The following is a 21,471-nucleotide window of genomic DNA, read 5'->3' on the forward strand; positions in this document are numbered from 1 at the left end:
GCGCGGAAACCCCGTCTTAAAAACCCTTCGCAGAAACCGGGAACTTACTGGTCGGAAACAGGCGCCGGCACGGTCGTTGGCGTGTCTTCGTCAATGCTGCTCATCCCGGTGCCAAGCACGGCCGCCAGCATCAAAAGGCCAATCGCAACGGCGATACCGATCCCCATCAAAGATGGCTTGTGGCGTTTTTCCTGCTTTTCGATATTCGTGTTGGGGGCAGACATGACATCTCCTTTCTCTATGACGCGGCTGGTTGATGCCGCGCCGTTGCAAGACTAACGTCGCCGCAACGAATTGGTTTCATGCTTTGGGGAAAATAATGAAAGACGCAGCGCCGCAGACAATCTATCTGGCAGACTACGCACCCTTTGATTTTCTGGTGGACAAGGTCGATCTGACCTTTCGTCTGGAACCGCGCGCGACACGCGTGATCAGCCGCATTTCCTTCCGCCCCAATCCGGCAAGCAGCGGCACAAGGTTTTTCCTGCACGGTGAAAACCTGCGCCTGATCCACGCGCGCCTTGACGGTGTCGATGTCCAGCCGCGCATCGTCGAAGGCGGGCTGGAATGCGATGTCCCCGACACCCCTTTCGTGTGGGAGGCCGAAGTTGAAATCAACCCCGAAAGCAACACCGCTCTTGAAGGGCTTTATATGTCCAATGGCATGTATTGCACCCAATGCGAGGCCGAGGGCTTTCGCAAGATCACCTATTATCCCGACCGCCCCGACGTGCTGGCGCCGTTCGATGTGCGCATCGAAAGCGACCTGCCCGTGTTGCTGTCGAACGGGAACAAGGGGGCCGCGGGCGACGGCTTTGCCGAATGGTCCGACCCGTGGCCGAAACCTGCCTATCTGTTCGCCCTGGTGGCGGGCGATCTGGTGAACCTGCCCGGCAGTTTCACGACACGATCCGGCAAACCGGTCGATCTGAATATCTGGGTCCGCCCCGGAGATGAAGACAAGTGCGCCTTCGCGATGGAGGCGCTCAAGACTGCGATGTCATGGGACGAACAGGTCTATGGGCGCGAATACGACCTGGACATTTTCAACATCGTGGCCGTCGACGATTTCAATATGGGCGCGATGGAGAACAAGGGCTTGAACATATTCAACAGCTCATGCGTTTTGGCCAGCCCGCAGACCAGCACCGATGCGAACTATGAGCGGATCGAAAGCATCATTGCCCATGAATACTTCCACAACTGGACCGGCAACCGCATCACCTGCCGCGATTGGTTCCAACTGTGCCTGAAAGAAGGGTTGACCGTTTATCGGGACCAGATGTTCAGCGCCGATCTGCGCGGACACGGTGTCAAACGCATTGAAGAGGTCGGCGCCCTGCGCGCCCGCCAGTTCCGCGAAGATAGCGGGCCGCTGGCCCACCCGGTGCGCCCCGATAGCTTTGTCGAAATCAACAATTTCTATACTGCGACGGTTTATGAAAAAGGCGCCGAATTGATCGGCATGCTGCGCACCCTTGTCGGGGACAAGGCGTATTACAAGGCGCTCGATCTCTATTTCGACCGGCACGATGGCGATGCGGCCACGATCGAAGGTTGGCTGAAGGTGTTCCAAGATGCGACCGGCCGCGATCTGACCCAGTTCAAGCGCTGGTACGCGCAGGCCGGAACGCCGCGCCTGTCAGTGTCCGAAACGTTTGCAGACGGCACCTATACCCTGACCTTCCGCCAAGACATCCCCGCCACCCCCGGCCAGGCGCATAAAAAGCCGATGGTGATCCCGATTGCGGTCGGTTTGCTGTCGCCCAATGGGGACGAGATCGTGCCGACCACGGTGCTGGAAATGACCGAAGCCGAACAAAGTTTCACCTTTGACGGGCTTGGCGCCAAGCCGGTGGCATCCATTCTGCGTGGTTTTTCGGCGCCCGTGATCCTGACGCGCGATGCAAGCCGCGCCGAACGGGCGTTCCTGCTGGCCCATGACACGGACGAATTCAACCGCTGGGAGGCCGGGCGCACGCTGTCCAAAGATGTGCTGATCGGCATGATCGCAAAAGGCGAAGACCCCGACCGCGGGCTAATCGACGGGATCGGCGCGGTGCTATCGGACGGCGCGCTGGATCCGTCGTTCCGCGCCAAGGTTCTGGCACTGCCGTCTGAAGATGACCTTGCGCAAAGCCTGCATGATGCGGGCGTGGTGCCCGACCCTGCGGCGATCCGCGACCACCGCGAAGCGCTGCGTGATTCGATCCGCATGGGGCTGAGCCGGGTGCTGGAAGAGCTGTACGACGAAATGGAAACGCCGGGGGCCTATACCCCTTCGCCAAAGGATGTCGCCAAGCGCAATCTGCGCCACGCCGCCCTGTCGCTGCTGACACTGGGCGATGGCGGCAAGCGGGCCGCAGCGCTGTTCGGGCAAGCCGACAACATGACCGATGAATTGTCAGCCCTGATGCAACTGATCCACGCCGGGTGCGGCACGGAACCGGTGCATGCCTTCTACGAAAAATGGAAACACGACCGCCTTGTGATCGACAAATGGTTCGCCATCCAGATCAGCTGCGCCGCCCCCGATGCGGTCGCAGACATCGCGCGTGAGCTGACTGAGCACCCGGATTTCGACTGGAAAAACCCCAACCGCTTCCGCGCGGTCGCCGGGGCGCTGGCCGCCCATCACGCAGGCTTTCACAACATCAGCGGCGCGGGCTACCGGCTGCTGGCCGATATGCTGATCCAACTTGACCCGATGAACCCGCAGACCGCCGCCCGCATGTCGACGGCGTTTGAAACCTGGCCCCGCTATGACGCCGACCGGCAAGCAATGATCAAGACCGAACTTGAACGCATCGCGGCAAGCAGCGGCCTGTCGCGCGACATGTCGGAAATGGTTGGGCGGATGCTGTCGGCCTAACCGGCGCCACAGGCCGGTAGCGCGCGGGTTCTGGCCATCATGTCGGTGCGTTTGCGCTCGGAATGCAGCGGCCCCCAGTCGGCGGCCACACCGCGCATGCCTTCGGCGACCACCCCGTCGCGCACCACCGTATGCGCCATGATCCGCACCGCGCAGGACAGGTTCTCGGCGCCGTTCTTCAGCGCTTTGCCCGAGGTGGCCCGACAACCGTACCCCCGCGCGGTCGAAGGCGCGATCTGCAACAGCCCGAACCAGCGCCCGCCGCCGCCGACAGCCTTGGGGTTCCATGTGCTTTCATGGCGCGACAAGGCCGACAAGAACCCGACCCAAAACGCTTTGCGCGTCGCATCATCCCCGTCGTCATACGCCGGGCACCACGCATCGATGTCCGTGGGCGAAAACCCGACCAACGGCGCCCCGTGGGCCTCGAGTGCGTCCAGCGCCGCCTGCGTCCAGGCCCCCGACTGAGGCGCAGCCCGCCAGCCAACGGTTTGGAAAGACATCGCCGAAACCGTCACATTCGGGTCTTGCGTTCGCCCGCATCCCGTAACGGGCAAAGCCAGCATGACGGACATGGCAACCAGTCTACCCAGCATTTTTAACCTCAAAACTACAACGCCCGCCCAGTATGCCCCAGTATGCCCAAGCGGCAAGGCGCCGTCGAGCGCGCGCGCCATCATCGGCTTTTCGCCGCCGATCCCACAGGGATGAAAACCGAAATGGCTTTTTCAGCAGTGGCGCCGCGACCCCACGATCTTTGCCCCGAAATGCGATGAAGACACCTGATCGGCATTGGGCCACGACGATGTAGCCGCGATGGGCGGGGGTCGGCCACACCCTACTCCACTCGTGCACAACCCATCTAACCCGCACTGCCCCCCGGACGCGGGACCGCACGCGCCCACGCCATCAATCAGGCCGCGTGACCCTGCGCGCCAAGACAATCTTCGCGCGGGCAAACCGTCATCCGGGGTACAGCTGGGTGGGCCGGCCCTCTTGCCCCCTCCCCGGCCCTGTTTTAAGAGGGCCCCTGAGCGGACAACGAGGATGCCCCATGCTGGACCACCTGACCTTTGAAGCCCCGAAAGTAAAAACCATCGCAGGCGCCAAGGGCGACTGGGAACTGGTCATCGGGATGGAAATCCACGCGCAGGTGGCGTCCAAGGCGAAACTGTTCTCGGGGGCGTCGACCACATTCGGGGCCGAGCCGAATTCAAACGTTGCCTTCGTGGATGCGGCCATGCCCGGCATGCTGCCCGTCATCAACGAATTCTGCGTGGAACAGGCAGTGCGCACAGGCTTGGGGCTGAACGCGCAAATCAACCTGTATTCCGCGTTCGACCGCAAGAACTACTTTTACCCCGACCTGCCGCAGGGCTACCAGATTTCCCAGCTCTATCACCCCATCGTGGGCGAGGGCGAAGTGATCGTCGACATGGGGCCTGGCGTTGCGCGGCGCGTGCGGATCGAACGCATCCACCTTGAACAGGACGCCGGCAAGTTGATCCACGACATGGATCCGAACATGTCCTTCGTCGATCTGAACCGCACGGGCGTGGCACTGATGGAGATCGTCAGCCGACCCGACATTCGCGGCCCTGAAGAAGCCGCCGCCTATGTGCTGAAACTGCGCCAGATCCTGCGCTATCTGGGCACCTGCGACGGCAACATGCAGAACGGCAGCCTGCGCGCCGACGTGAACGTGTCTGTCTGCAAGCCGGGCGATTACGAACGCTACCAGGAAACGCAGGATTTTGGCCATCTGGGCACGCGCTGCGAGATCAAGAACATGAACTCGACCCGCTTCATCCAACAGGCCATCGATCACGAAGCGCGCCGCCAGATCGCCATTCTGGAAGACGGCGGCAGCGTCGATCAGGAAACGCGCCTGTATGACCCGGACAAGGGCGAAACCCGCTCGATGCGCAGCAAGGAAGAAGCACACGACTACCGCTATTTCCCCTGCCCCGACCTGCTGCCGCTGGAAATCGAACAGGCTTGGGTCGATGACATCAACGCATCGCTGCCCGAACTGCCCGACGCCAAGAAAGCGCGCTTTGTCAAGGATTTCGGCCTGTCCGAATATGACGCCGACGTGCTGACTGCCGACGCTGCCAACGCCGCCTACTTTGAGCAGGTCGCCGAAGGTGGCGATGGCAAGCTGGCCGCGAACTGGGTCATAAACGAACTTTTCGGCCGTCTGAAAAAAGATGATGCGGATATCACCGACAGCCCGGTCAGCGCCGAGCAATTGGGCAAGATCGTCGCGTTGATCAAGAAAGGTGACATTTCGGGAAAGATCGCCAAGGATCTGTTTGAAATCGTCTACACCGAAGGCGGCGATCCCGAAGCGATCGTGCAAGAGCGTGGGATGAAGCAGGTCACCGACACCGGCGCAATCGAAGCGGCCGTGGATGAAGTGATCGCCGGCAACCCGGCACAGGTGGAAAAAGCGAAACAGAACCCGAAACTGGCCGGGTGGTTTGTCGGTCAGGTGATGAAAGCCACGGGCGGCAAGGCCAATCCCAAGGCGGTGGACGAACTGGTCAAATCCAAGCTGGGCCTCTAGGCGCGCGCGTCCGCGACTTCTCCGCGGCTTCGTGGCAACAGGCGCGGCGCAAGCACCGCCAGCGCGTGGCCAATCCCCTGTCGCGCGGCTAACTTGCGCTGTGTTGTCCAATGTCAGGTGATCCGATGCAGCGTTTCGAATACAAGGTTGTTCCCGCACCCCGGCGCGGTCACAAGGGCAAGGGCCTCAAAGGGGCCGAAGCACGCTTCGCCTATGCGTTTGAAACGGTAATCAACGACGCAGCCGCTGACGGGTGGGAATACCTTCGCACCGACACCCTGCCCGCTGAAGAGCGGTCCGGCATCGCATCCAAGCAAACGATTTACCAGAACATGCTGGTGTTCCGGCGCCAGGTTGCGGACGCACAAGCGCCCGACACCGCGCCGGTAGAGACACAAGACGACGCGGGGGACGGGCACGACACCGACGGCGCTGACCAAGACCACGACACGCCGACGACTTGATCAACGGACCCCTCGGCCCGGTCGGTGGTCTGCAGCCCAAAGACCGAGCTGCCGTTTCCCAGACACTGTTCGCGAAAAAACGGCTGCAAACAGCCGCGAAATCCCATTTCGCCATCACCTTATGCGCTGACAACCAATTACCTGCCGGGATCGGGCGCGCTTTCCTAAAATTCGGAAGGCCCGTTTTGCTTTGCCTAGAGGCGACGTTTCGCGGGTTTTTCCCGAGAAGTCGTGAATCGGGATAGGTCGATCTGAATACAACCGTCGCCGAAGCCAAGCCGCAGTGGCGCCAAAGGCAACCCAGACGGGGTTGTCTGTGCCCACATTATTTGGACGAACGCCGCGCCCCCGCCTGTGCAGGAATGCAACTTCACGGGCCCCCAGTTTACGGCAAAAAACCCGGCGGTGGCCGAACAGGCCGGGGCCGCGCGATCATGGGGCGAACGCAGCCCGGCCAATAGGGCCTACCCCTTTGTGTCCACGCTCAGCGAAAGCGCGTGAATTCTGGCCATGATATCGTCGCCCAATGCCGCATGGATGGCGCGATGCTGAGCAATGCGCGACATATCCGCGAAATCGGCCGAGGAAATCGTCACGTTGAAATGGCTCTCGCCGCCCTCTTGAAACCCCGCATGGCCACGGTGGCGCTCACTGTCGTCGACCACCTCTAGTACGCTGGGCGAAAAGGCTGCTTGCAGGCGGTCTCGAATTTGATCCGTCATGGACATTTTTTGCGCTTCCCTCTTTCACTTTCTGCCCATTGGTCTAAACTCTTACGCCGGTATCGAAAAGGGTATGAGAATGACCAAGAGCGATCCGTTCGGATTCGATTTGTCGGTGTCCTCGGACAAGAAGAAACGCGCGCGCGGTCGACGTGGCATGTCGGGTGCGTTTGAAACCTCGAAACGCGAATGTGAACATGAAGGTTGCACGAAACAAGGCCAGTATCGCGCGCCCCGATCGCCCGATCACCTGGACGAATACAAGTGGTTCTGCAAAGAGCACGTGCGCGAATACAATTTGAAATGGAACTTCTTTTCCGGCGCGACAGAAGCCGAAATGGAAGAACAGATGGCCGCACAAAAGGTGGGCGAACGCCCAACCCAACCCTTCAAGTCGGGCGTGGAAGAACGCGCGTGGTCGCGTTTGGGTATCGACGACCCGCATCAAGTGCTGGGCGGCAACGCCACACAAAACCCGGGCAAATCAGTGACCGGCACGCGTAAACTGCCCCCCACCGAACGCAAGGCCGTCGACATTCTGGAAGCCAAGGACCATTGGACCAAGGCAGAAGTTCGCAAGCAATACAAAGCGTTGATCAAGGTTCTGCATCCTGACATGAACGGCGGCGATCGCAGCCAGGAAGAACAGTTGCAGGAAGTTGTCTGGGCGTGGGACCAGCTCAAGGACAGCCGCTACTTCAAGTAAGCCAGATGACCATAGGTCGAAGGCCAGCCCGGAAATATCGGACTGGCCTTCTACCGTTTGTCGGACACTACATGATCGCAGGGACAAGCGATCTGGGAATATGCAGGCCCTCACGGTGGGGTACGGGGACGTGTACCTTTCGCAAGCAGCAGCCGGGCTTGGGATGAATTGGCTGCTGTCTCGAAGGGTCAACGCCCGCGCCGCGTGACGGTTCCTTGCAAAACGAAAATTTTCTGCCCGGCGGTTGCGATGGGCGGGTCACAGCGGCGGGCAAGGGCGGGCAGAAGCACAGCGCCGATCCTGCGGAAAAGACTGGTTCATTGGCCCACCTGTGGCGATGGTCACAGGGGCGATGCTGCCCGCGCCGATACGTCAGGATGATCTGGTCACGTCCAATTGTGATCGGCAGAGTCCGGCAGATCACTGCCAGCAACGCTCATCCAGGAAATGGGTCCGGTCGTGGCTGATGGCGCCGCCAGGGGCCTCTCTCATGGCACCCGACATGGCATCGGCAAAGGGCCGTCTGAGAAAAGTCACTCAAATTGTATTTGTCCCAGGGTCCGACATTAACCAGTTTTAGATCTGCTTCCTGATATGGGTGTGGAACACCGTCATCATGCGACCTGGGGGCGAGCATGCAGAATTTGAATACCAGCTTCGATGCGCTGGACGATGTGGTCGAAATTGAAGTGGAAGCGCAGGACGACCGCGCTTTGCTGTTCGATCTGATCGCCGATCTTTGCAACCACACCTATGACAACGGTATGACCGAAGTGTCCTACCAGCTGGAAGCGGCGTTGGACGCCTTGCTGGCGGACATGTCGCAAAAGCCAGCGCCTGTGCCCGCATTTCGCACCCGGCGCGCGACCCCGTGGATGCCCGCCCAGATGCGCGTCACTCAGAACATAGCGTGACATTTTCGTCGCGTACGTCTTGCACAAAAATAAGATATGAGGCACCAAGCCCGGGTTGGCAGGGTACCCTGCCTTGACGATCTCGAAAAACTGGCAGGGCCCCATGGATGTAGACGCAAAACCGACCGAAGAGATCTCAGTCCGCGAGGTTTTTGGGATCGACACCGACATGGTCGTCAAGGGCTTTGCGGACCGCTCGGACCGCGTACCCGATCTGGACAGCACCTATAAATTCGACCCTGATACGACCTTGGCCATTTTGGCCGGCTTCAGCCACAATCGCCGCGTCATGATCCAAGGCTATCACGGCACAGGCAAATCGACCCATATCGAACAGGTCGCAAGCCGCCTGAACTGGCCCTGTGTGCGGGTAAACCTGGACAGCCACATCAGCCGGATCGATTTGATCGGCAAGGATGCGATCAAGCTGAAAGACGGCAAGCAATTCACCGAATTCCAGGAAGGCATCCTGCCCTGGGCCTTGCGCAACCCGACCGCCATCGTGTTCGACGAATACGACGCGGGGCGCGCCGACGTGATGTTCGTGATTCAGCGTGTTCTGGAAGTTGACGGCAAGTTGACGCTGCTGGACCAGAACAAGGTGATCAACCCGCACAAGTATTTCCGGATCTTCGCGACCGCCAACACCGTGGGATTGGGCGACACCACCGGGCTCTATCATGGGACGCAACAGATCAACCAGGGCCAGATGGACCGCTGGTCTCTGGTCGCCACCCTGAACTATCTCAGCCACGATGCGGAAACCGCGATCGTGCTGGCCAAGAACCCGATCTATAACAATGAAAAAGGCCGCAAGGCGATCAGCCAGATGGTGACTGTCGCCGACCTGACGCGCACGGCCTTCATGAATGGCGATCTGTCGACGGTCATGTCGCCGCGTACGGTGATCGCTTGGGCGCAGAACGCCACGATCTTCCGCGACGTGGGCTACGCCTTCCGCCTGTCGTTCCTGAACAAGTGCGACGAATTGGAACGCCAGACCGTGGCCGAGTTTTATCAGCGCTGCTTTGACGAAGAACTGCCTGAAAGCGCTGCGAGCACTGCGGCCGAATGATCCGCAGGCTGGCCGCATTCTTCGTGCTGGCCAGCTGTGCCGCCCAATCGGGCCAGATCGCCCCACGTCAGGTGCCGCGGAACTTTGCGTCTGAAACGCCGCTCTACTGCGCCGCGTTTTTCGGGGCTGAAGCCACAACATCGAAAGGCCGCGCTGCCCGCACGGCGACGGAACGCGCTGCCGCGTTCCGCGCGGTGTCGCTGGCGATCTATGGCAATCGCCCCGAGGTGGATGGTTTGATTTCGCAATTCCAGTCCGAACTTGCCGCTGACCTTGCCCGCCCCGACCATGACATCAATGGCGATACAACGATGATGCGCCGCGACTGCGCTACTTTTGCGCGCACGCAGCCTGAGACACGCGACCTGTTCGCGACCTGAGCGCGCCAGGTTCGCCGGGCAGATCCAAGTTCAAGATGGTCCAGGCAGGCGCCCCGTCGGCACAGGACGGCCTGCGCCAGCGGGCCTTGATGCAACACTTTCGTGCAAGTTTTCAGTATGCCCGATTTACGGGCGCGATTTTTGCTGAAATGATCAATGCATGGGCGGTTTGAGAACATTGGTTGGCGCCGGAATGATCGCGTTTCTTGGCGCGTTGCCAACCTATGCGGTAAACGACACGTTGGTTCAGCGCTTTGCCGAATGCGCCGGGCGCCTGTCGGCGCAGATGGAATATAGCTGGCTGGTCAACCTGCCACCCGAACAGATCACAACCCTGCGCGCCAGCATGATTGCCCTGCTCGATGCGGTAACCCCGGTTGACGCCCGTCGGCAGGTCTTGGCCCAACGCATAGCGGCCAAGGCCGCACACTGGTCGCTGTTGACACGGGCCACGTTCAACGACGACGCGCAAGACGCGGCGTGGGCCAGGGCGCGCGCCGAACAAAGCGTTAGCGCCTGCGCAAGCCTGGCACTCAGCTGAACGACCCTGCACCCACCGTCGCCACTTGCCGCCCTTCGCGGACGATGATTTAACAGCATCATGAGCAAGCCCATCGACAACCCGGCCGATCCATTCAAAAAGGCCTTGGCCGAAGCCACCAAGGTCATGGCCGACAACCCCGATCTGACGGTGTCCTATTCGGTCGACCCGCCGGGCCGCGCGGGCGATTCAGTACGCCTGCCGCAGGTCAGCCGCCGTATGAGCCGCGAAGAGGTGCTGTTGGCCCGCGGGACCGCAGATGCAATGGCCCTGCGCGAAAAATACCACAATGAAGCGACCCACGCGCGCTATGCCCCGACAGGCGATCTGGCCCGCGGCATTTACGAAGCGATGGAAGAAGCGCGCTGCGAGGCCGTCGGCGCGCGCCACATGCCCGGCACCGCCCAGAACATCGACGCCAAGATCGCCAATGACGCCATGCGCAAGGGCTATTCGGGCATGCGCGACACGACAGAAGCACCTTTGGACAAGGCCGCCGGATATTTCGTGCGTCAGATGGCCACGGGACGCGACCTGCCCGAGGGCGCTGACACGATTGTGAACCTGTGGCGCGATTTCATCGAAGATAACGCGGGCGCGAATTTCGACGAAATTCAGGATGTTCTGGCCGATCAAACCGCCTTTGCCAAGCTGACTCGACAAGTGATCGAAGACCTCGGCTATGGCGATCAATTGGGGGACGACCCCGACAATACCGATCCCGAAGAAGATACCGCCGAGAGCGACGAAGACGAACAAGACCAGGAAAACGCCGGGAACGAAGATCAGGACGGCGAAGACGACGAAGCCGCACCCGAGCAAAGCCAGGAAGAGACTCAAGACCCCTCTGAAGCGCAAGTCAGCATGGATGACAACGCGGATCAGGAAATGGGCGAAGAGACGGAAATGCCCGATCAGGAGGCGCCACTTGAGCCACCTGAACCGCAACCCGTGTCCGAAGCCGACCCGAACTATCAGGTCTACACCACTGATTTCGACGAAGAAATCCTGGCCGAAGAACTTGCCGAGCATGCAGAACTGGAACGTCTGCGCGCCTATCTTGATCAACAACTGGACCCTCTCAAGGGCGCGGTGTCGCGTTTGGCGAACAAACTGCAGCGCCGCCTGCAGGCCCAGCAGAACCGAAGTTGGGAGTTCGATCTGGAGGAAGGCATTCTGGACGCAGGCCGCTTGGCACGCGTGGTGGCCAACCCCACGACCCCCCTGTCCTTCAAACAAGAAAAGGACATGGAATTTCGCGACACGGTGGTCACGCTGTTGCTGGACAATTCCGGCTCGATGCGGGGGCGTCCGATTTCAATCGCGGCGATTTGTGCGGACGTTCTGGCGCGCACGCTAGAGCGCTGCTCGGTCAAGGTCGAAATCCTGGGCTTTACCACGCGGGCGTGGAAAGGCGGCCAGAGCCGCGAGACATGGCTGGGCGCTGGTCGCGAACAACAGCCGGGTCGGCTGAACGACCTGCGGCACATCATTTACAAACATGCCGATGCGCCGATGCGCCGCGCCCGCGCGAACCTCGGTTTGATGATGAAAGAAGGCCTGCTGAAGGAAAACATCGACGGCGAGGCGCTGGAATGGGCCCACCGGCGCATGCAGGCGCGCCACGAAGCGCGCAAGATCCTTATGGTCATCTCGGACGGGGCGCCGGTCGACGATTCAACACTGTCGGTAAACCCCGCCAATTACCTTGAAAAACACCTGCGCGATGTGATCACGATGATCGAGAAGAAGAAAATCGTTGAGCTTTTGGCAATCGGAATTGGGCACGACGTAACGCGCTATTATCAGCGCGCCGTGACCATTACCGACGTCGAGCAATTGGCCGGGGCGATGACCGAGCAACTTGCCGCGCTGTTCGACAGCGACCCAAGGGCGCGGGCCCGCGTGATGGGTATCCGCTCTGTATCTTGATGTAAGCGGTGGCCCTTCGGGCCGCTGGATGTCTCGCCGCCCCCTTTCGGGGCGGCTCGGGCTATCACTGGCGGACATACCTAAGAGAAGAAGAAGATCATGTTTCAAACGTTTGACAGTACCGGGTCTTCGCTGGCGGGTTCCGCCCGTCTGGCTGCATTGCGCGCGGTCATGAAAGCGCAAGGTTTGGACGGGTTCCTGGTGCCACGTGCGGACATGTTTCAAGGTGAATATGTTGCAGATTGCGACATGCGCCTGGACTGGCTGACGGGATTTTCCGGGTCGGCCGGCTTTGCCGCGATCTTGGCAGATCGTGCCGGGGTGTTTGTCGATGGCCGCTACCGTGTTCAGGTGCGTGAGCAAGTCGATCTGGACGTCTTTACGCCGGTGGATTGGCCAGAAGTAAAGCTGGCCGATTGGCTGGAGGAGGCCCTGCCACAAGGCGCAACCGTCGGCTTTGACCCATGGTTGCACACGGTTTCGGAAATCGAGGCGTTGGAAACCACCTTGGCCGGAAAGATCAGGTTCGCCCGGGTGGACAATCTGGTTGATGCGATCTGGAAGGACCGCCCGCCGCGGCCACGCGCACCGGTTCGCGCCATGGCGACAGAATTGACAGGGCGCGATCACGCGGACAAGCGCAGCGCCATCGCGCAGTCATTGAAAGCAGGCAAGGCCGACGCCCAAAGCGTCATTCTCACCCAGCCGGATTCGATCTGTTGGCTGCTCAATATCCGCGGGGGCGACATCCCGCGAAACCCGGTCGTGCATGCCTTTGCCGTGCTTGACGAAACCGGCGCGGTGCACCTGTTTACCGATGCGCAGATTGGCCCGGACGTCATCGCGCACCTGGGCGACGAGGTTCAGATAGGTCCCTTGGATGGGCTGCTTGGCTTTATCGCCGCGCATCCGACCACGTGCTATCAGATCGATCCCGCAAACTGCCCGGTCGCGGTGTACGATCACTTGGAGAAAACAGCGCAAACCCCGGCGCCAAGCGTCCGGTCTGAACGCAGCGCCGACCCTTGCAGCCTGCCCAAAGCGTGCAAGAACCAGACCGAGTTGGAAGGCGCACGGGCCGCCCATCTGCGTGACGGGGCGGCGATGGTTGAGTTTCTGAGTTGGCTGGATGCGCAACCGCCGGGCACGGTGACGGAAATCGACGTGGTCAAAGCGCTCGAAGGGTTCCGCCGCGCCACCAACGCGCTGCAGGATATCAGCTTTGACACGATTTGCGGCGCCGGGGCGCATGGCGCCATTGTGCACTACCGCGTCACGAATCAGACGAACGCGGTGGTGGAACCGGGCCTTTTGCTTGTGGACAGTGGCGGGCAATACCTGGACGGAACCACCGACATCACGCGCACCATCGCCATCGGCCCCGCCGGCGCCCAAGAGCGCCAGTGTTTCACGCGCGTCCTTCAGGGGATGATCGCCATCAGCCGGGCCCGTTTTCCGCGCGGCGTTGCGGGCCAGCACCTGGATGCGCTTGCGCGTGCGCCGTTATGGATGGCCGGGCAAGACTATGACCACGGCACAGGTCACGGGGTAGGCAGCTATTTGTGCGTGCACGAAGGGCCGCAGCGGCTCAGCCGGGTTTCGGATGTGGCGTTGCAGCCGGGCATGATCCTGTCGAACGAACCGGGATACTACCGCGAAGGGGCGTTCGGTATCCGCATCGAAAACCTGATCGCCGTGCGCAAAGCCCCGCCCCTGCCCGGCGGCGACGATCGCGACATGTTGGACTTTGAGACCCTGACCTTCGTCCCGATCGATCGAAACCTGATCGCGCGTGACGCCCTGAGTCGGGATGAACGCCAGTGGGTCGACGCCTATCATGAAAGGTGCCGGGCCCTGTTGGAAGACCGTGTCGGCGAATCGGCCCGCGCTTGGTTGCGGCAAGCCACCGCGCCGCTTTGACATATACCTGCTATATGATTGCTGATAGGGTCCGCCGGAAGATCCTGGGGAGACAGAAATGAGCACCGATATCACTGTACGCAAAGTCCAAGGCACCTATGTTGTCCGCGCCGGCGGCGCTGTCGTGGCCGAAACGAATGCCGCCCTGGAGTTGAGCGAAGGTGACCTGAAGCCGGTGATCTATTTCCCCCGCGATGACGTCGCCATGGCGCTTCTTGAACCATCGGCGACCCGCACCACTTGCCCCCACAAGGGTGAAGCGACGCATTATTCGATCCAGCTCAAATCCATGCTGATCGAAGATTCGGCCTGGGAATACGAAAACCCCGCCGCTGATGTCGCCGACATCAAGGATCACGTCGCCTTTTATTCCCGCAAGGTCGCGGTCGAACAACTGTAACGGCTAGCTGTGCTCTTCGGCGGCAGTGGCCGCCAGTGCACTGTTGAAAAACCTAAGTGCGTCAACGGCATAGACAGATCCGCGCAGTTCCGGCGGTTTGCCTTCGGTCAGTTTGACGACGGGAATAAAGCTCCAGCCTTCTTTTTCGAACCGCGGAAGAACCCGTTCCAGGGTGGCATTCTCTTCGACATAGATGCCCTGCGCGATCAGCTCTTGGCACGCGTCTTGGGATGCGCTGGCCTTGTCGTCCAGACGCCGCATACATTGATGCACGCGGCATAGCCCCAAAAGATAGGCCTGCGGGCCGCGCGCCAGCTCGACACCGCGCTTTTCAAGCTGCGTGAGAAAGAACGACCGATCCACAAGACGCGACGACAGGGCCGTCGAAATCGAAACGCTGACCATCACGGCCAAGCCAGTCTGCCAGTCGCCGGTCAGTTCAAACACGATCAGCGTGGTCGAAATCGGCGCGCCCAGCACGGCAGCGGCGACCGCGCCCATCCCCGCCAAGGCGTAAAGCGTTTCCGCGCCCGACACATCGGGGAACACGGCCGTTGCGATCAATCCGAACGACAGCCCGGTCAAAGCGCCCACCATCAGCGACGGTGAAAACACGCCCCCGCCCATGCGCCCACCAAGGGTCACGGCGACCGCCACAACCTTGAGAACGGTGAAAACGACCGCCTCGTGCAGCACCAGATCGCCCGTCAGCGCCGCCGACGTCGTTTCGTATCCCACGCCGATGATATGGGGGAAAGCGATGGCCAACAGCCCCAGCAACAGCCCTGCCACAGCCGGGCGCAGTACCGGCGGCAAGCGCAACCGATGCTGCACGCGCGTGCCCACCCGGTCGGCCAGGAAAATACTTTTCATGAGCGCCACGGCAACCAGACCGCACAGCGCGCCAAGCAGCAAATAGGCGGGCAATTCGACGTAAAACCCCAGCTCGGACCCGCTGGGGGTGGTGAATTCGGTCACGTCTCCGAAGGTCAGACGTGAAATGACCGTGCCAGCCGCACTGGCGATCACGATGGGCGCGAATGCATGGACAGCGAAGTGCCGCAGAATGACTTCCAGCGCAAAGAGCGCCCCCGCGATCGGCGCATTGAACGACGCAGACACCGCCGCCGCCACTGCGCAGCCCAACAGGTCGCGCCCGGTCACGCCGTCGGCATGGATGCGGTTCGACACCCAGCTCGAGATCACCGCCGCCAAATGCACGACCGGCCCCTCGCGGCCCGATGACCCGCCCGATCCCAGCGTGATCAGCGAGGCCGCGGCGCTGGCCAACCCCGCGCGCCCTTCCACGCGCCCTTCGTAAAGGGCCGCGCCTTCAATGACATCCGCAACCGTGCGCACCCGCCCATCTGGCGTGAACCAGTTCAGGATCACCCCCACGACCAGCCCACCCATGACCGGGATCGCCATGACCCAGTACCAGGGCAATGCATCGGCAAAGCTGTGCAGACTGCGAACATCGTCGGTGCCATAGACCAGACTCTGCAATTCGTTCACGCCAAGACGAAAGGCCACCGCGGCCAACCCGCTGCAAATCCCGATCCCAAGCGCGATCAGCCAGAACTGCAACTGGCTGGGCCCCTTCTGCCGGACCACCCGCAGGGCATGCGCCAATTCCGCCTTGGCATCGTTCCAGATCTGTCTCAGCACACGTACCGATCCTTTTTACCTTTTCGGCAATTTTCGCGCAGCAAGCGGTCCGCGCACTTTCCCACCCCCGACCTAACCGATAGAGTTACGAGCGGAGCACCAAACCGAGAGGGGCCTGATGGGCATCGACACCGCACTGAGCGAGATTTCTTCCTTACTAGGCAATCGTTTGAGCCGTGCAAAGGTCGATTTGGCCCATCACGGTCAATCCGAAGCCTGGTTTCCCCCATCCCCGCCCGACGCTGTGGCCTACCCGGAAAGCACCGAAGAAGTATCGCAGCTGGTTCGAATTTGCCACGCGCACGGCGTCCCGGTGATTGGATGGGGCGCAGGCACGTCGCTGGAAGGTCATGCGCTGGCGGTGCGGGGCGGAGTTGTTGTCGACTTCTCACACATGAATAATATCGTTGCCATCAACGATGCGGATCTGGACGCGGTTGTCCAGCCTGGCATTACCCGCGAAGAGCTAAACCACGAACTGCGCACGACGGGGCTGTTTTTCCCGATCGACCCGGGGGCGAATGCGTCTTTGGGGGGCATGACGTCGACGCGCGCATCGGGAACCACCGCAGTGCGCTACGGCACCATGCGCGACAACGTTCTGGGGCTAGAGGTCGTTCTGGCCGATGGGCGTGTGATCCACACAGGCACACGGGCGCGCAAATCCTCGGCTGGCTACGATCTGACCGGGCTTTTTGTCGGTGCCGAAGGCACGCTGGGTCTGATCACGCAAATCACCCTGCGCCTGGTCGCCCAGCCCGAGACGATCCTGTCCGGCATCTGCCGCTTTTCCAAATTCAACGATGCCGTGGATGCGGTGATTGCCACGATTCAGATGGGCATCCCGATGGCGCGGATCGAATTTGTCGATGCGACCATGGCCAAGGCGTTCAATGATTATGCCGGGGCGAGCTTTCCCGAAGACCCGCACCTGATGGTGGAATTCCACGGCTCGGACGCGGGGGTCAAAGACGACAGCGCCCGCTTTGCCGAAATCATCGCCGATTTCAACGGCGACGGGTTCGAAGTGGCCCAGAAACCCGAAGATCGCACCGCGCTCTGGGCGATGCGGCACAACGGCTATTATGCGGCACTGGCGTTGAGACCCGGCGCCAAGGCGCTGACGACGGACGTGTGCGTCCCGATCTCGCGTTTGGCCGAAGCGGTGGAAGAAACCCGCGCGGAAATCGATGAGAGCTTTCTTGAAGGGCCGATTCTGGGCCATGTCGGCGATGGCAACTTTCACGCCTGTCTGCTGTTCGAACCTGACCGCCCCGAAGAAATGGCCGAGGTCAAACGCCTGTCCAGGAACATGGCCCAGCGGGCGCTGCGCCTGGGCGGCACGATCACTGGTGAACACGGGATCGGCATGGGCAAAACCGACTTGATGGAGGCTGAACACGGTGCGGCCTGGGATGTGATGGGGGACCTCAAGCGCGCGCTCGATCCTGACGGAATCATGAACCCCGGAAAACTGGTGCGCGGCAATTAGGGCTGGCCTGCGGACAGGCGTCTGCCATCGCGTGCGCGCCCTGGATACTGGCCTGAATACTGGCCTGAAAACTGATGTCACCGAACGGGCTGAACTGCATTTCGCCTGCAATCAAGGCGGTCATCTGTCAACCGATCCGCGGGGAACACACTCAGGCTAACCCGCCAACAGCGCCTCGGCCGCCGCGCGCGCCGGATCGGTGATCGTGTCACCGGACAGCATGCGCGCAATCTCATCCACGCGGGCCGGGGCATCCAGCGCGGTGATGCGGCTGAGCGTCTTGCCATCTTGCACGGTCTTGGCAACTTGCCAGTGATGCGCGCCGCGCGCAGCGACCTGCGGCGAATGGGTGACGACAAGCACCTGCGACTCGCGCGCCAGCGCGGCCAGCCGGCGCCCGACTGCATCCGCTGTCGCGCCGCCAACGCCCCGGTCAATCTCGTCGAAAATCATCGTGGCGCTGCTTTGATCGCTGCGCAGACAGACCTTGAGCGCCAGCAAAAAGCGTGACAGCTCGCCGCCCGATGCAATTTTGGCCAAAGGCCCCGCTGGCGCCCCCGGATTGGTGGCCACCGTGAACGACACGTCGTCCGTGCCATCCGGACCGGCGTTTGCTTTGGTGATCTGTGTGGAAAATGCCGCCCGCTCCATTTTAAGCGGGGCAAGTTCATCTGCCATGGCCGCATCCAACCTGGCGGCGGCGGTCTTGCGCTTGTCGCTCAGATTTGCGGCTGCGTCCTCATAGCGCGCCTTGGCCTTGGACAGCGCAGATCGCAGCGCGTCAATGTTGTCCTGCCCCGCATCCAGCGCGGCCAACCTGTCGCGCAATTGCTGCGCGAACCCGGCAAGATCGTCGGGCTGCACCGCGTGCTTTCGTGCCAGACCGCGGATGGCGAACAACCGTTCTTCGGTGCGTTCCAATTCCAGCGGGTCGAATTCAAGCGCCTCCAGGCTGTCTTCGATCGCCGCCTGCGCTTCGGCCAATTCGTTCAAGGCCCGCGCCAACGCCGCCAATCCCGGGTCCAGTGACACCGTGTCGGCTTTGCCCGCAGCCCCGTCCAACCAGCGGATGGCATCGGCCGTCAGCCCTTCGGCCCCTTCGTTCGAAATCGCCTGATAGGCCCGCGCGACATCTTCGCGGATCTTTGCGGCGCCCTGCATCAGACGGCGGTGCGCGTCCAACGTGGCCTCTTCGCCGGGCTCCGGCGACAGCGCGTCCAGCTCTTCTACCGCGTGGCGCAAGAAATCCTCTTCCGCACGAATTTCGGCCAACGCTGCTTCTGCCGCGTCCAGTTCTGACTGCACCTTGGCCACCTGCCGCCACGCGGTGCGTACCTTGGCCAAATCGTCACCAAGACGGCCAAAAACGTCCAGCAGGGCGCGGTGCCCGCGCGGGTTCAACAAACCACGGTCGTCGTGCTGCCCGTGCAATTCGACCAGCGTGTCAGACAGGCGGCGAAGCACGTCACCTGACACGCGCCGGTCATTGATATACGATGTTTTGCGCCCGTCGCGCGCATTGACCCGGCGCAGGATCAGATCCTCGTCGGGGTCAACCGCCAAACCGGCATCGGCCAGAACCGTCCATCCAGGGTGATCGGGCGGCAAGACGAAAACGGCCGTCACCTCGCCCTGCTCTGCCCCTTCGCGCACCAGATCGGCGCGCCCGCGCCAGCCAAGCGCGAATCCCAGCGAATCCAACAGGATCGATTTGCCCGCACCTGTTTCCCCGGTCAGAACATTCAGCCCAGGTTGAAAGTCCAACCCGAGATGGTCGATAATCAACATGTCCCGGATGTCGAGACGGGTCAGCATCGGCGCCTCAGAGCCATTTGCCCTGAATGACCTGCCGGTAAATCGCGGTCAGCCAGTTGTCACCTGCGGACCGGGCCTCAAGCCCCTGCCCCGTGAGCAAGGCATAAGCGTCCTCGTACCAGTCGGTCGACTGGTAGTTGTAGCCCAGAATGGCGCCGGCGGTCTGCGCTTCGTCTGTCAGGCCAAGCGCTGTGTACGCCTCGACCAGCCGCAACAACGCTTCGGGCGTGTGCGTCGTGGTCTGGAAATCCTCAACCACCACCCGGAAGCGGTTGATCGCTGCGGTATAATGCTTGCGCTTGAGGTAATAGCGCCCGATTTCCATTTCCTTGGCCGCAAGGTGGTTGAATGCCAGATCGAACTTGAGCACCGAAGACCGGGCGTATTCGGTGTCGGGATAAGTTTCGATGACTTTTCGCAGCGCTTGCAACGCCTGATAGGTAATGCCCTGATCGCGACCGACAAAATCGATCTGATCATAATAGCTCAGCGCCATCAGGTACTGCGCATAAGCCGCGTCTTCTTCACCGGGATAGAAATCCAGATACCGCTGCGCCGCTGCGCGCGCATCTTCGTAGTTGCGATCCAGGTGCGCCGCATAGGCCTGCATGATCAAGGCGCGCTTGGCCCATTGGGTGTAGGGGTACAGGCGTTCGACTTCCGAAAAATAGCGCAACGCGTCTTCGGGGTTGTCCTGCGCCAGTTCGTATTCGCCGCGTGTGTAAATTTCTTCGGCGGAAAATGTGTCCAGCGAAGCAGGCTCATCGCCGCCCGCGCAACCAGCCAGAAATCCGGCCACGACACACGTGACCACGATCTTGCGATATCCTGTCAGACGGGATCCCACAATCACCACCTCGCTCCGCTACAAGGGGTCAACCCCCCTCTCGTCCCGGTTCTCTAGCACAGAAAAATCCGGTGCAAAATGCTGATCGCAATTTCACTGAAATATCAGGCAGACTGATGCGACAGCCACCCCATGATTGGTTCAGGCATAAACCGGAATATCACGCGCGCGCACCCCAACGCCGGGCAACCGGCGCGCCGTCGACGCATCGCATTGAACAAAGCGCCACGCACCATCAGTTGCAAAGAGCTTGCGCAACAGCTTGTTGGTCATTGCGTGCCCGGCGCGAATGCCTGTGTAGCGCCCCAGGATCGGGGCGCCGGCCAGCGCAAGATCCCCCAAGGCATCCAGCATTTTATGACGCACCGCTTCATCCGCAGTCCTGAAACCGCCGGGTGAAACCACAGTATCGCCGTCGATCACAACCGCGTTTTCCAGGGTGCCCCCCAAGGCCAAGCCATTGTCGCGCATCGCATCGACGTCAGACTGACGGCAGAACGTCCGGCAGTGCGACAACTCGCGCACAAAGCTGCCGTTGGCCATGTTCAGGCTCATCGACTGGCGGCCGATCGCGGCATCCGCGAAATCGATGTCGAAATCGATCCGCATTTCATTGGACGGTGAAAGCCGCGCAACCACATCGCCGTCGCGGACCTCGACCGTCTCAAGGATTTCCAGCACAACCGTCGGCCCGTCTTGATCGACCAGACCGACCGACAGGATACCGTCTACGAACGGTGCGGACGAGCCATCCATGATCGGCGCTTCCGGCCCATCTATGTCAATCAGTGCGTTGGTGACGCCGCACCCTGCCAGGGCCGCCATGATGTGTTCGACCGTGGACACTTCGGCCCCCGCGTCGTTTCGCAGCAAAGTGCACAGCTTGGAGGGTACGACGGCATTCCAGCGTGCCGGAACCAGAGCGTTGCCCACTTCGATATCCGTGCGACGAAACGTGATCCCGCGCCCAGACGGCGCCGGGCGCACAACCATTGTGACTGGTTTGCCCGAATGCAAACCAATCCCATCGAAGCGGACAGATGTTTTCAGCGTTGTCTGCACGTGACCTCACATGATTTTCGCGCGAATACGACACCTGTCGGCGGGTGCCTCGCGTGTTAAGAATGAAGTAACGCTGCACCCGCAGCATCTCA

General features: G+C 61.2%; 19 protein-coding genes. 12 read left to right on the forward strand and 7 right to left on the reverse strand.

Annotated features, from left to right (window positions below; genetic code table 11):
- Positions 1-44 precede the first annotated feature (44 nt).
- Entirely contained in the window at positions 45-224 is a 180-nt protein-coding gene (locus tag ACP2AV_RS09520) for a hypothetical protein (RefSeq protein ID WP_426372444.1), read from the reverse strand.
- Between the two features lie 95 nt (positions 225-319).
- On the opposite strand from ACP2AV_RS09520, the gene pepN reads away from it, so the two are divergent.
- Positions 320-2,872, forward strand: a complete 2,553-nt coding sequence (pepN, locus tag ACP2AV_RS09525) for an aminopeptidase N (RefSeq protein WP_426372445.1) — start codon at positions 320-322, stop codon at positions 2,870-2,872.
- Here pepN and ACP2AV_RS09530 read toward each other — a convergent pair.
- Complete coding sequence (locus tag ACP2AV_RS09530) at positions 2,869-3,468, reverse strand: transglycosylase SLT domain-containing protein (RefSeq protein ID WP_426372446.1); 600 nt, start codon at positions 3,466-3,468, stop codon at positions 2,869-2,871. The genes pepN and ACP2AV_RS09530 overlap by 4 nt on opposite strands.
- A gap of 458 nt (positions 3,469-3,926) precedes the next feature.
- On the opposite strand from ACP2AV_RS09530, the gene gatB reads away from it, so the two are divergent.
- Positions 3,927-5,441 (forward strand): Asp-tRNA(Asn)/Glu-tRNA(Gln) amidotransferase subunit GatB, encoded by a 1,515-nt coding sequence (gene gatB / locus ACP2AV_RS09535; protein WP_426372447.1) that lies wholly within the window; start codon positions 3,927-3,929, stop codon positions 5,439-5,441.
- 125 nt (positions 5,442-5,566) lie between these two features.
- Positions 5,567-5,905: a DUF4177 domain-containing protein gene (locus tag ACP2AV_RS09540; RefSeq protein ID WP_426372448.1), complete on the forward strand. Its 339-nt coding sequence runs from the start codon at positions 5,567-5,569 to the stop codon at positions 5,903-5,905.
- 464 nt (positions 5,906-6,369) lie between these two features.
- On the opposite strand, the gene ACP2AV_RS09545 is transcribed toward ACP2AV_RS09540, so the two are convergent.
- Entirely contained in the window at positions 6,370-6,633 is a 264-nt protein-coding gene (locus ACP2AV_RS09545) for a BolA family protein (RefSeq protein ID WP_426372449.1), read from the reverse strand.
- A gap of 73 nt (positions 6,634-6,706) precedes the next feature.
- On the opposite strand from ACP2AV_RS09545, the gene ACP2AV_RS09550 reads away from it, so the two are divergent.
- The 8 genes from ACP2AV_RS09550 to ACP2AV_RS09585 all read left to right on the forward strand — a co-directional run bounded on the left by ACP2AV_RS09550 (position 6,707) and on the right by ACP2AV_RS09585 (position 14,495).
- Positions 6,707-7,333: a J domain-containing protein gene (locus tag ACP2AV_RS09550; protein ID WP_426372450.1), complete on the forward strand. Its 627-nt coding sequence runs from the start codon at positions 6,707-6,709 to the stop codon at positions 7,331-7,333.
- 635 nt (positions 7,334-7,968) lie between these two features.
- Positions 7,969-8,247: a hypothetical protein gene (locus ACP2AV_RS09555; RefSeq protein ID WP_426372451.1), complete on the forward strand. Its 279-nt coding sequence runs from the start codon at positions 7,969-7,971 to the stop codon at positions 8,245-8,247.
- Positions 8,248-8,350: 103 nt separating this feature from the next.
- Positions 8,351-9,322: a cobaltochelatase subunit CobS gene (cobS, locus tag ACP2AV_RS09560; protein WP_426372452.1), complete on the forward strand. Its 972-nt coding sequence runs from the start codon at positions 8,351-8,353 to the stop codon at positions 9,320-9,322.
- Positions 9,319-9,702 (forward strand): hypothetical protein, encoded by a 384-nt coding sequence (locus ACP2AV_RS09565; protein ID WP_426372453.1) that lies wholly within the window; start codon positions 9,319-9,321, stop codon positions 9,700-9,702. The genes cobS and ACP2AV_RS09565 overlap by 4 nt, the downstream gene beginning before the upstream one ends.
- Positions 9,703-9,862: 160 nt before the next feature.
- Complete coding sequence (locus tag ACP2AV_RS09570; protein WP_426372454.1) at positions 9,863-10,243, forward strand: hypothetical protein; 381 nt, start codon at positions 9,863-9,865, stop codon at positions 10,241-10,243.
- Between the two features lie 60 nt (positions 10,244-10,303).
- The gene (gene cobT / locus ACP2AV_RS09575) at positions 10,304-12,175 is read left to right on the forward strand and encodes a cobaltochelatase subunit CobT (protein ID WP_426372455.1); all 1,872 of its coding nucleotides are present in this window, start codon (positions 10,304-10,306) and stop codon (positions 12,173-12,175) included.
- Between the two features lie 99 nt (positions 12,176-12,274).
- Positions 12,275-14,095, forward strand: coding sequence for an aminopeptidase P family protein (locus tag ACP2AV_RS09580; RefSeq protein WP_426372456.1), 1,821 nt, complete (start codon positions 12,275-12,277; stop codon positions 14,093-14,095).
- A gap of 58 nt (positions 14,096-14,153) precedes the next feature.
- On the forward strand, positions 14,154-14,495 hold the full coding sequence (locus ACP2AV_RS09585; protein WP_426372457.1) for a DUF427 domain-containing protein: 342 nt from the start codon (positions 14,154-14,156) through the stop codon (positions 14,493-14,495).
- Between the two features lie 3 nt (positions 14,496-14,498).
- Here ACP2AV_RS09585 and ACP2AV_RS09590 read toward each other — a convergent pair whose 3' ends face one another.
- Complete coding sequence (locus ACP2AV_RS09590; RefSeq protein ID WP_426372458.1) at positions 14,499-16,163, reverse strand: chloride channel protein; 1,665 nt, start codon at positions 16,161-16,163, stop codon at positions 14,499-14,501.
- 118 nt (positions 16,164-16,281) lie between these two features.
- Between ACP2AV_RS09590 and ACP2AV_RS09595 the strand changes: the two genes are divergently transcribed.
- Positions 16,282-17,655, forward strand: coding sequence for an FAD-binding oxidoreductase (locus tag ACP2AV_RS09595; RefSeq protein WP_426372459.1), 1,374 nt, complete (start codon positions 16,282-16,284; stop codon positions 17,653-17,655).
- A gap of 156 nt (positions 17,656-17,811) precedes the next feature.
- Here the strand turns inward: ACP2AV_RS09595 and recN are convergent, their stop codons facing one another.
- The 3 genes from recN to lpxC form a co-directional block, all read right to left on the reverse strand.
- Entirely contained in the window at positions 17,812-19,470 is a 1,659-nt protein-coding gene (gene recN / locus ACP2AV_RS09600) for a DNA repair protein RecN (RefSeq protein WP_426372460.1), read from the reverse strand.
- A gap of 7 nt (positions 19,471-19,477) precedes the next feature.
- A complete protein-coding gene (locus ACP2AV_RS09605; protein WP_426372461.1) occupies positions 19,478-20,326 on the reverse strand; it encodes an outer membrane protein assembly factor BamD in 849 nt (282 codons plus the stop codon).
- 132 nt (positions 20,327-20,458) lie between these two features.
- Positions 20,459-21,379, reverse strand: coding sequence for a UDP-3-O-acyl-N-acetylglucosamine deacetylase (gene lpxC, locus ACP2AV_RS09610; protein WP_426372462.1), 921 nt, complete (start codon positions 21,377-21,379; stop codon positions 20,459-20,461).
- Positions 21,380-21,471: the final 92 nt, after the last annotated feature.

It is taken from the genome of Aliiroseovarius sp. PTFE2010 (genome assembly GCF_049943335.1).
In the GTDB taxonomy this organism is placed as follows: Bacteria; Pseudomonadota; Alphaproteobacteria; order Rhodobacterales; family Rhodobacteraceae; genus JBNFVY01.

Coding starts and splice junctions, on each gene's coding strand:
- ACP2AV_RS09520 (WP_426372444.1), bottom strand. CDS start 224: ATGTCTGCCCCCAACACGAATATCGAAAAGCAGGAAAAACGCCACAAG.
- pepN (WP_426372445.1), top strand. CDS start 320: ATGAAAGACGCAGCGCCGCAGACAATCTATCTGGCAGACTACGCACCC.
- ACP2AV_RS09530 (WP_426372446.1), bottom strand. CDS start 3,468: ATGCTGGGTAGACTGGTTGCCATGTCCGTCATGCTGGCTTTGCCCGTT.
- gatB (WP_426372447.1), top strand. CDS start 3,927: ATGCTGGACCACCTGACCTTTGAAGCCCCGAAAGTAAAAACCATCGCA.
- ACP2AV_RS09540 (WP_426372448.1), top strand. CDS start 5,567: ATGCAGCGTTTCGAATACAAGGTTGTTCCCGCACCCCGGCGCGGTCAC.
- ACP2AV_RS09545 (WP_426372449.1), bottom strand. CDS start 6,633: ATGTCCATGACGGATCAAATTCGAGACCGCCTGCAAGCAGCCTTTTCG.
- ACP2AV_RS09550 (WP_426372450.1), top strand. CDS start 6,707: ATGACCAAGAGCGATCCGTTCGGATTCGATTTGTCGGTGTCCTCGGAC.
- ACP2AV_RS09555 (WP_426372451.1), top strand. CDS start 7,969: ATGCAGAATTTGAATACCAGCTTCGATGCGCTGGACGATGTGGTCGAA.
- cobS (WP_426372452.1), top strand. CDS start 8,351: ATGGATGTAGACGCAAAACCGACCGAAGAGATCTCAGTCCGCGAGGTT.
- ACP2AV_RS09565 (WP_426372453.1), top strand. CDS start 9,319: ATGATCCGCAGGCTGGCCGCATTCTTCGTGCTGGCCAGCTGTGCCGCC.
- ACP2AV_RS09570 (WP_426372454.1), top strand. CDS start 9,863: ATGGGCGGTTTGAGAACATTGGTTGGCGCCGGAATGATCGCGTTTCTT.
- cobT (WP_426372455.1), top strand. CDS start 10,304: ATGAGCAAGCCCATCGACAACCCGGCCGATCCATTCAAAAAGGCCTTG.
- ACP2AV_RS09580 (WP_426372456.1), top strand. CDS start 12,275: ATGTTTCAAACGTTTGACAGTACCGGGTCTTCGCTGGCGGGTTCCGCC.
- ACP2AV_RS09585 (WP_426372457.1), top strand. CDS start 14,154: ATGAGCACCGATATCACTGTACGCAAAGTCCAAGGCACCTATGTTGTC.
- ACP2AV_RS09595 (WP_426372459.1), top strand. CDS start 16,282: ATGGGCATCGACACCGCACTGAGCGAGATTTCTTCCTTACTAGGCAAT.
- recN (WP_426372460.1), bottom strand. CDS start 19,470: ATGCTGACCCGTCTCGACATCCGGGACATGTTGATTATCGACCATCTC.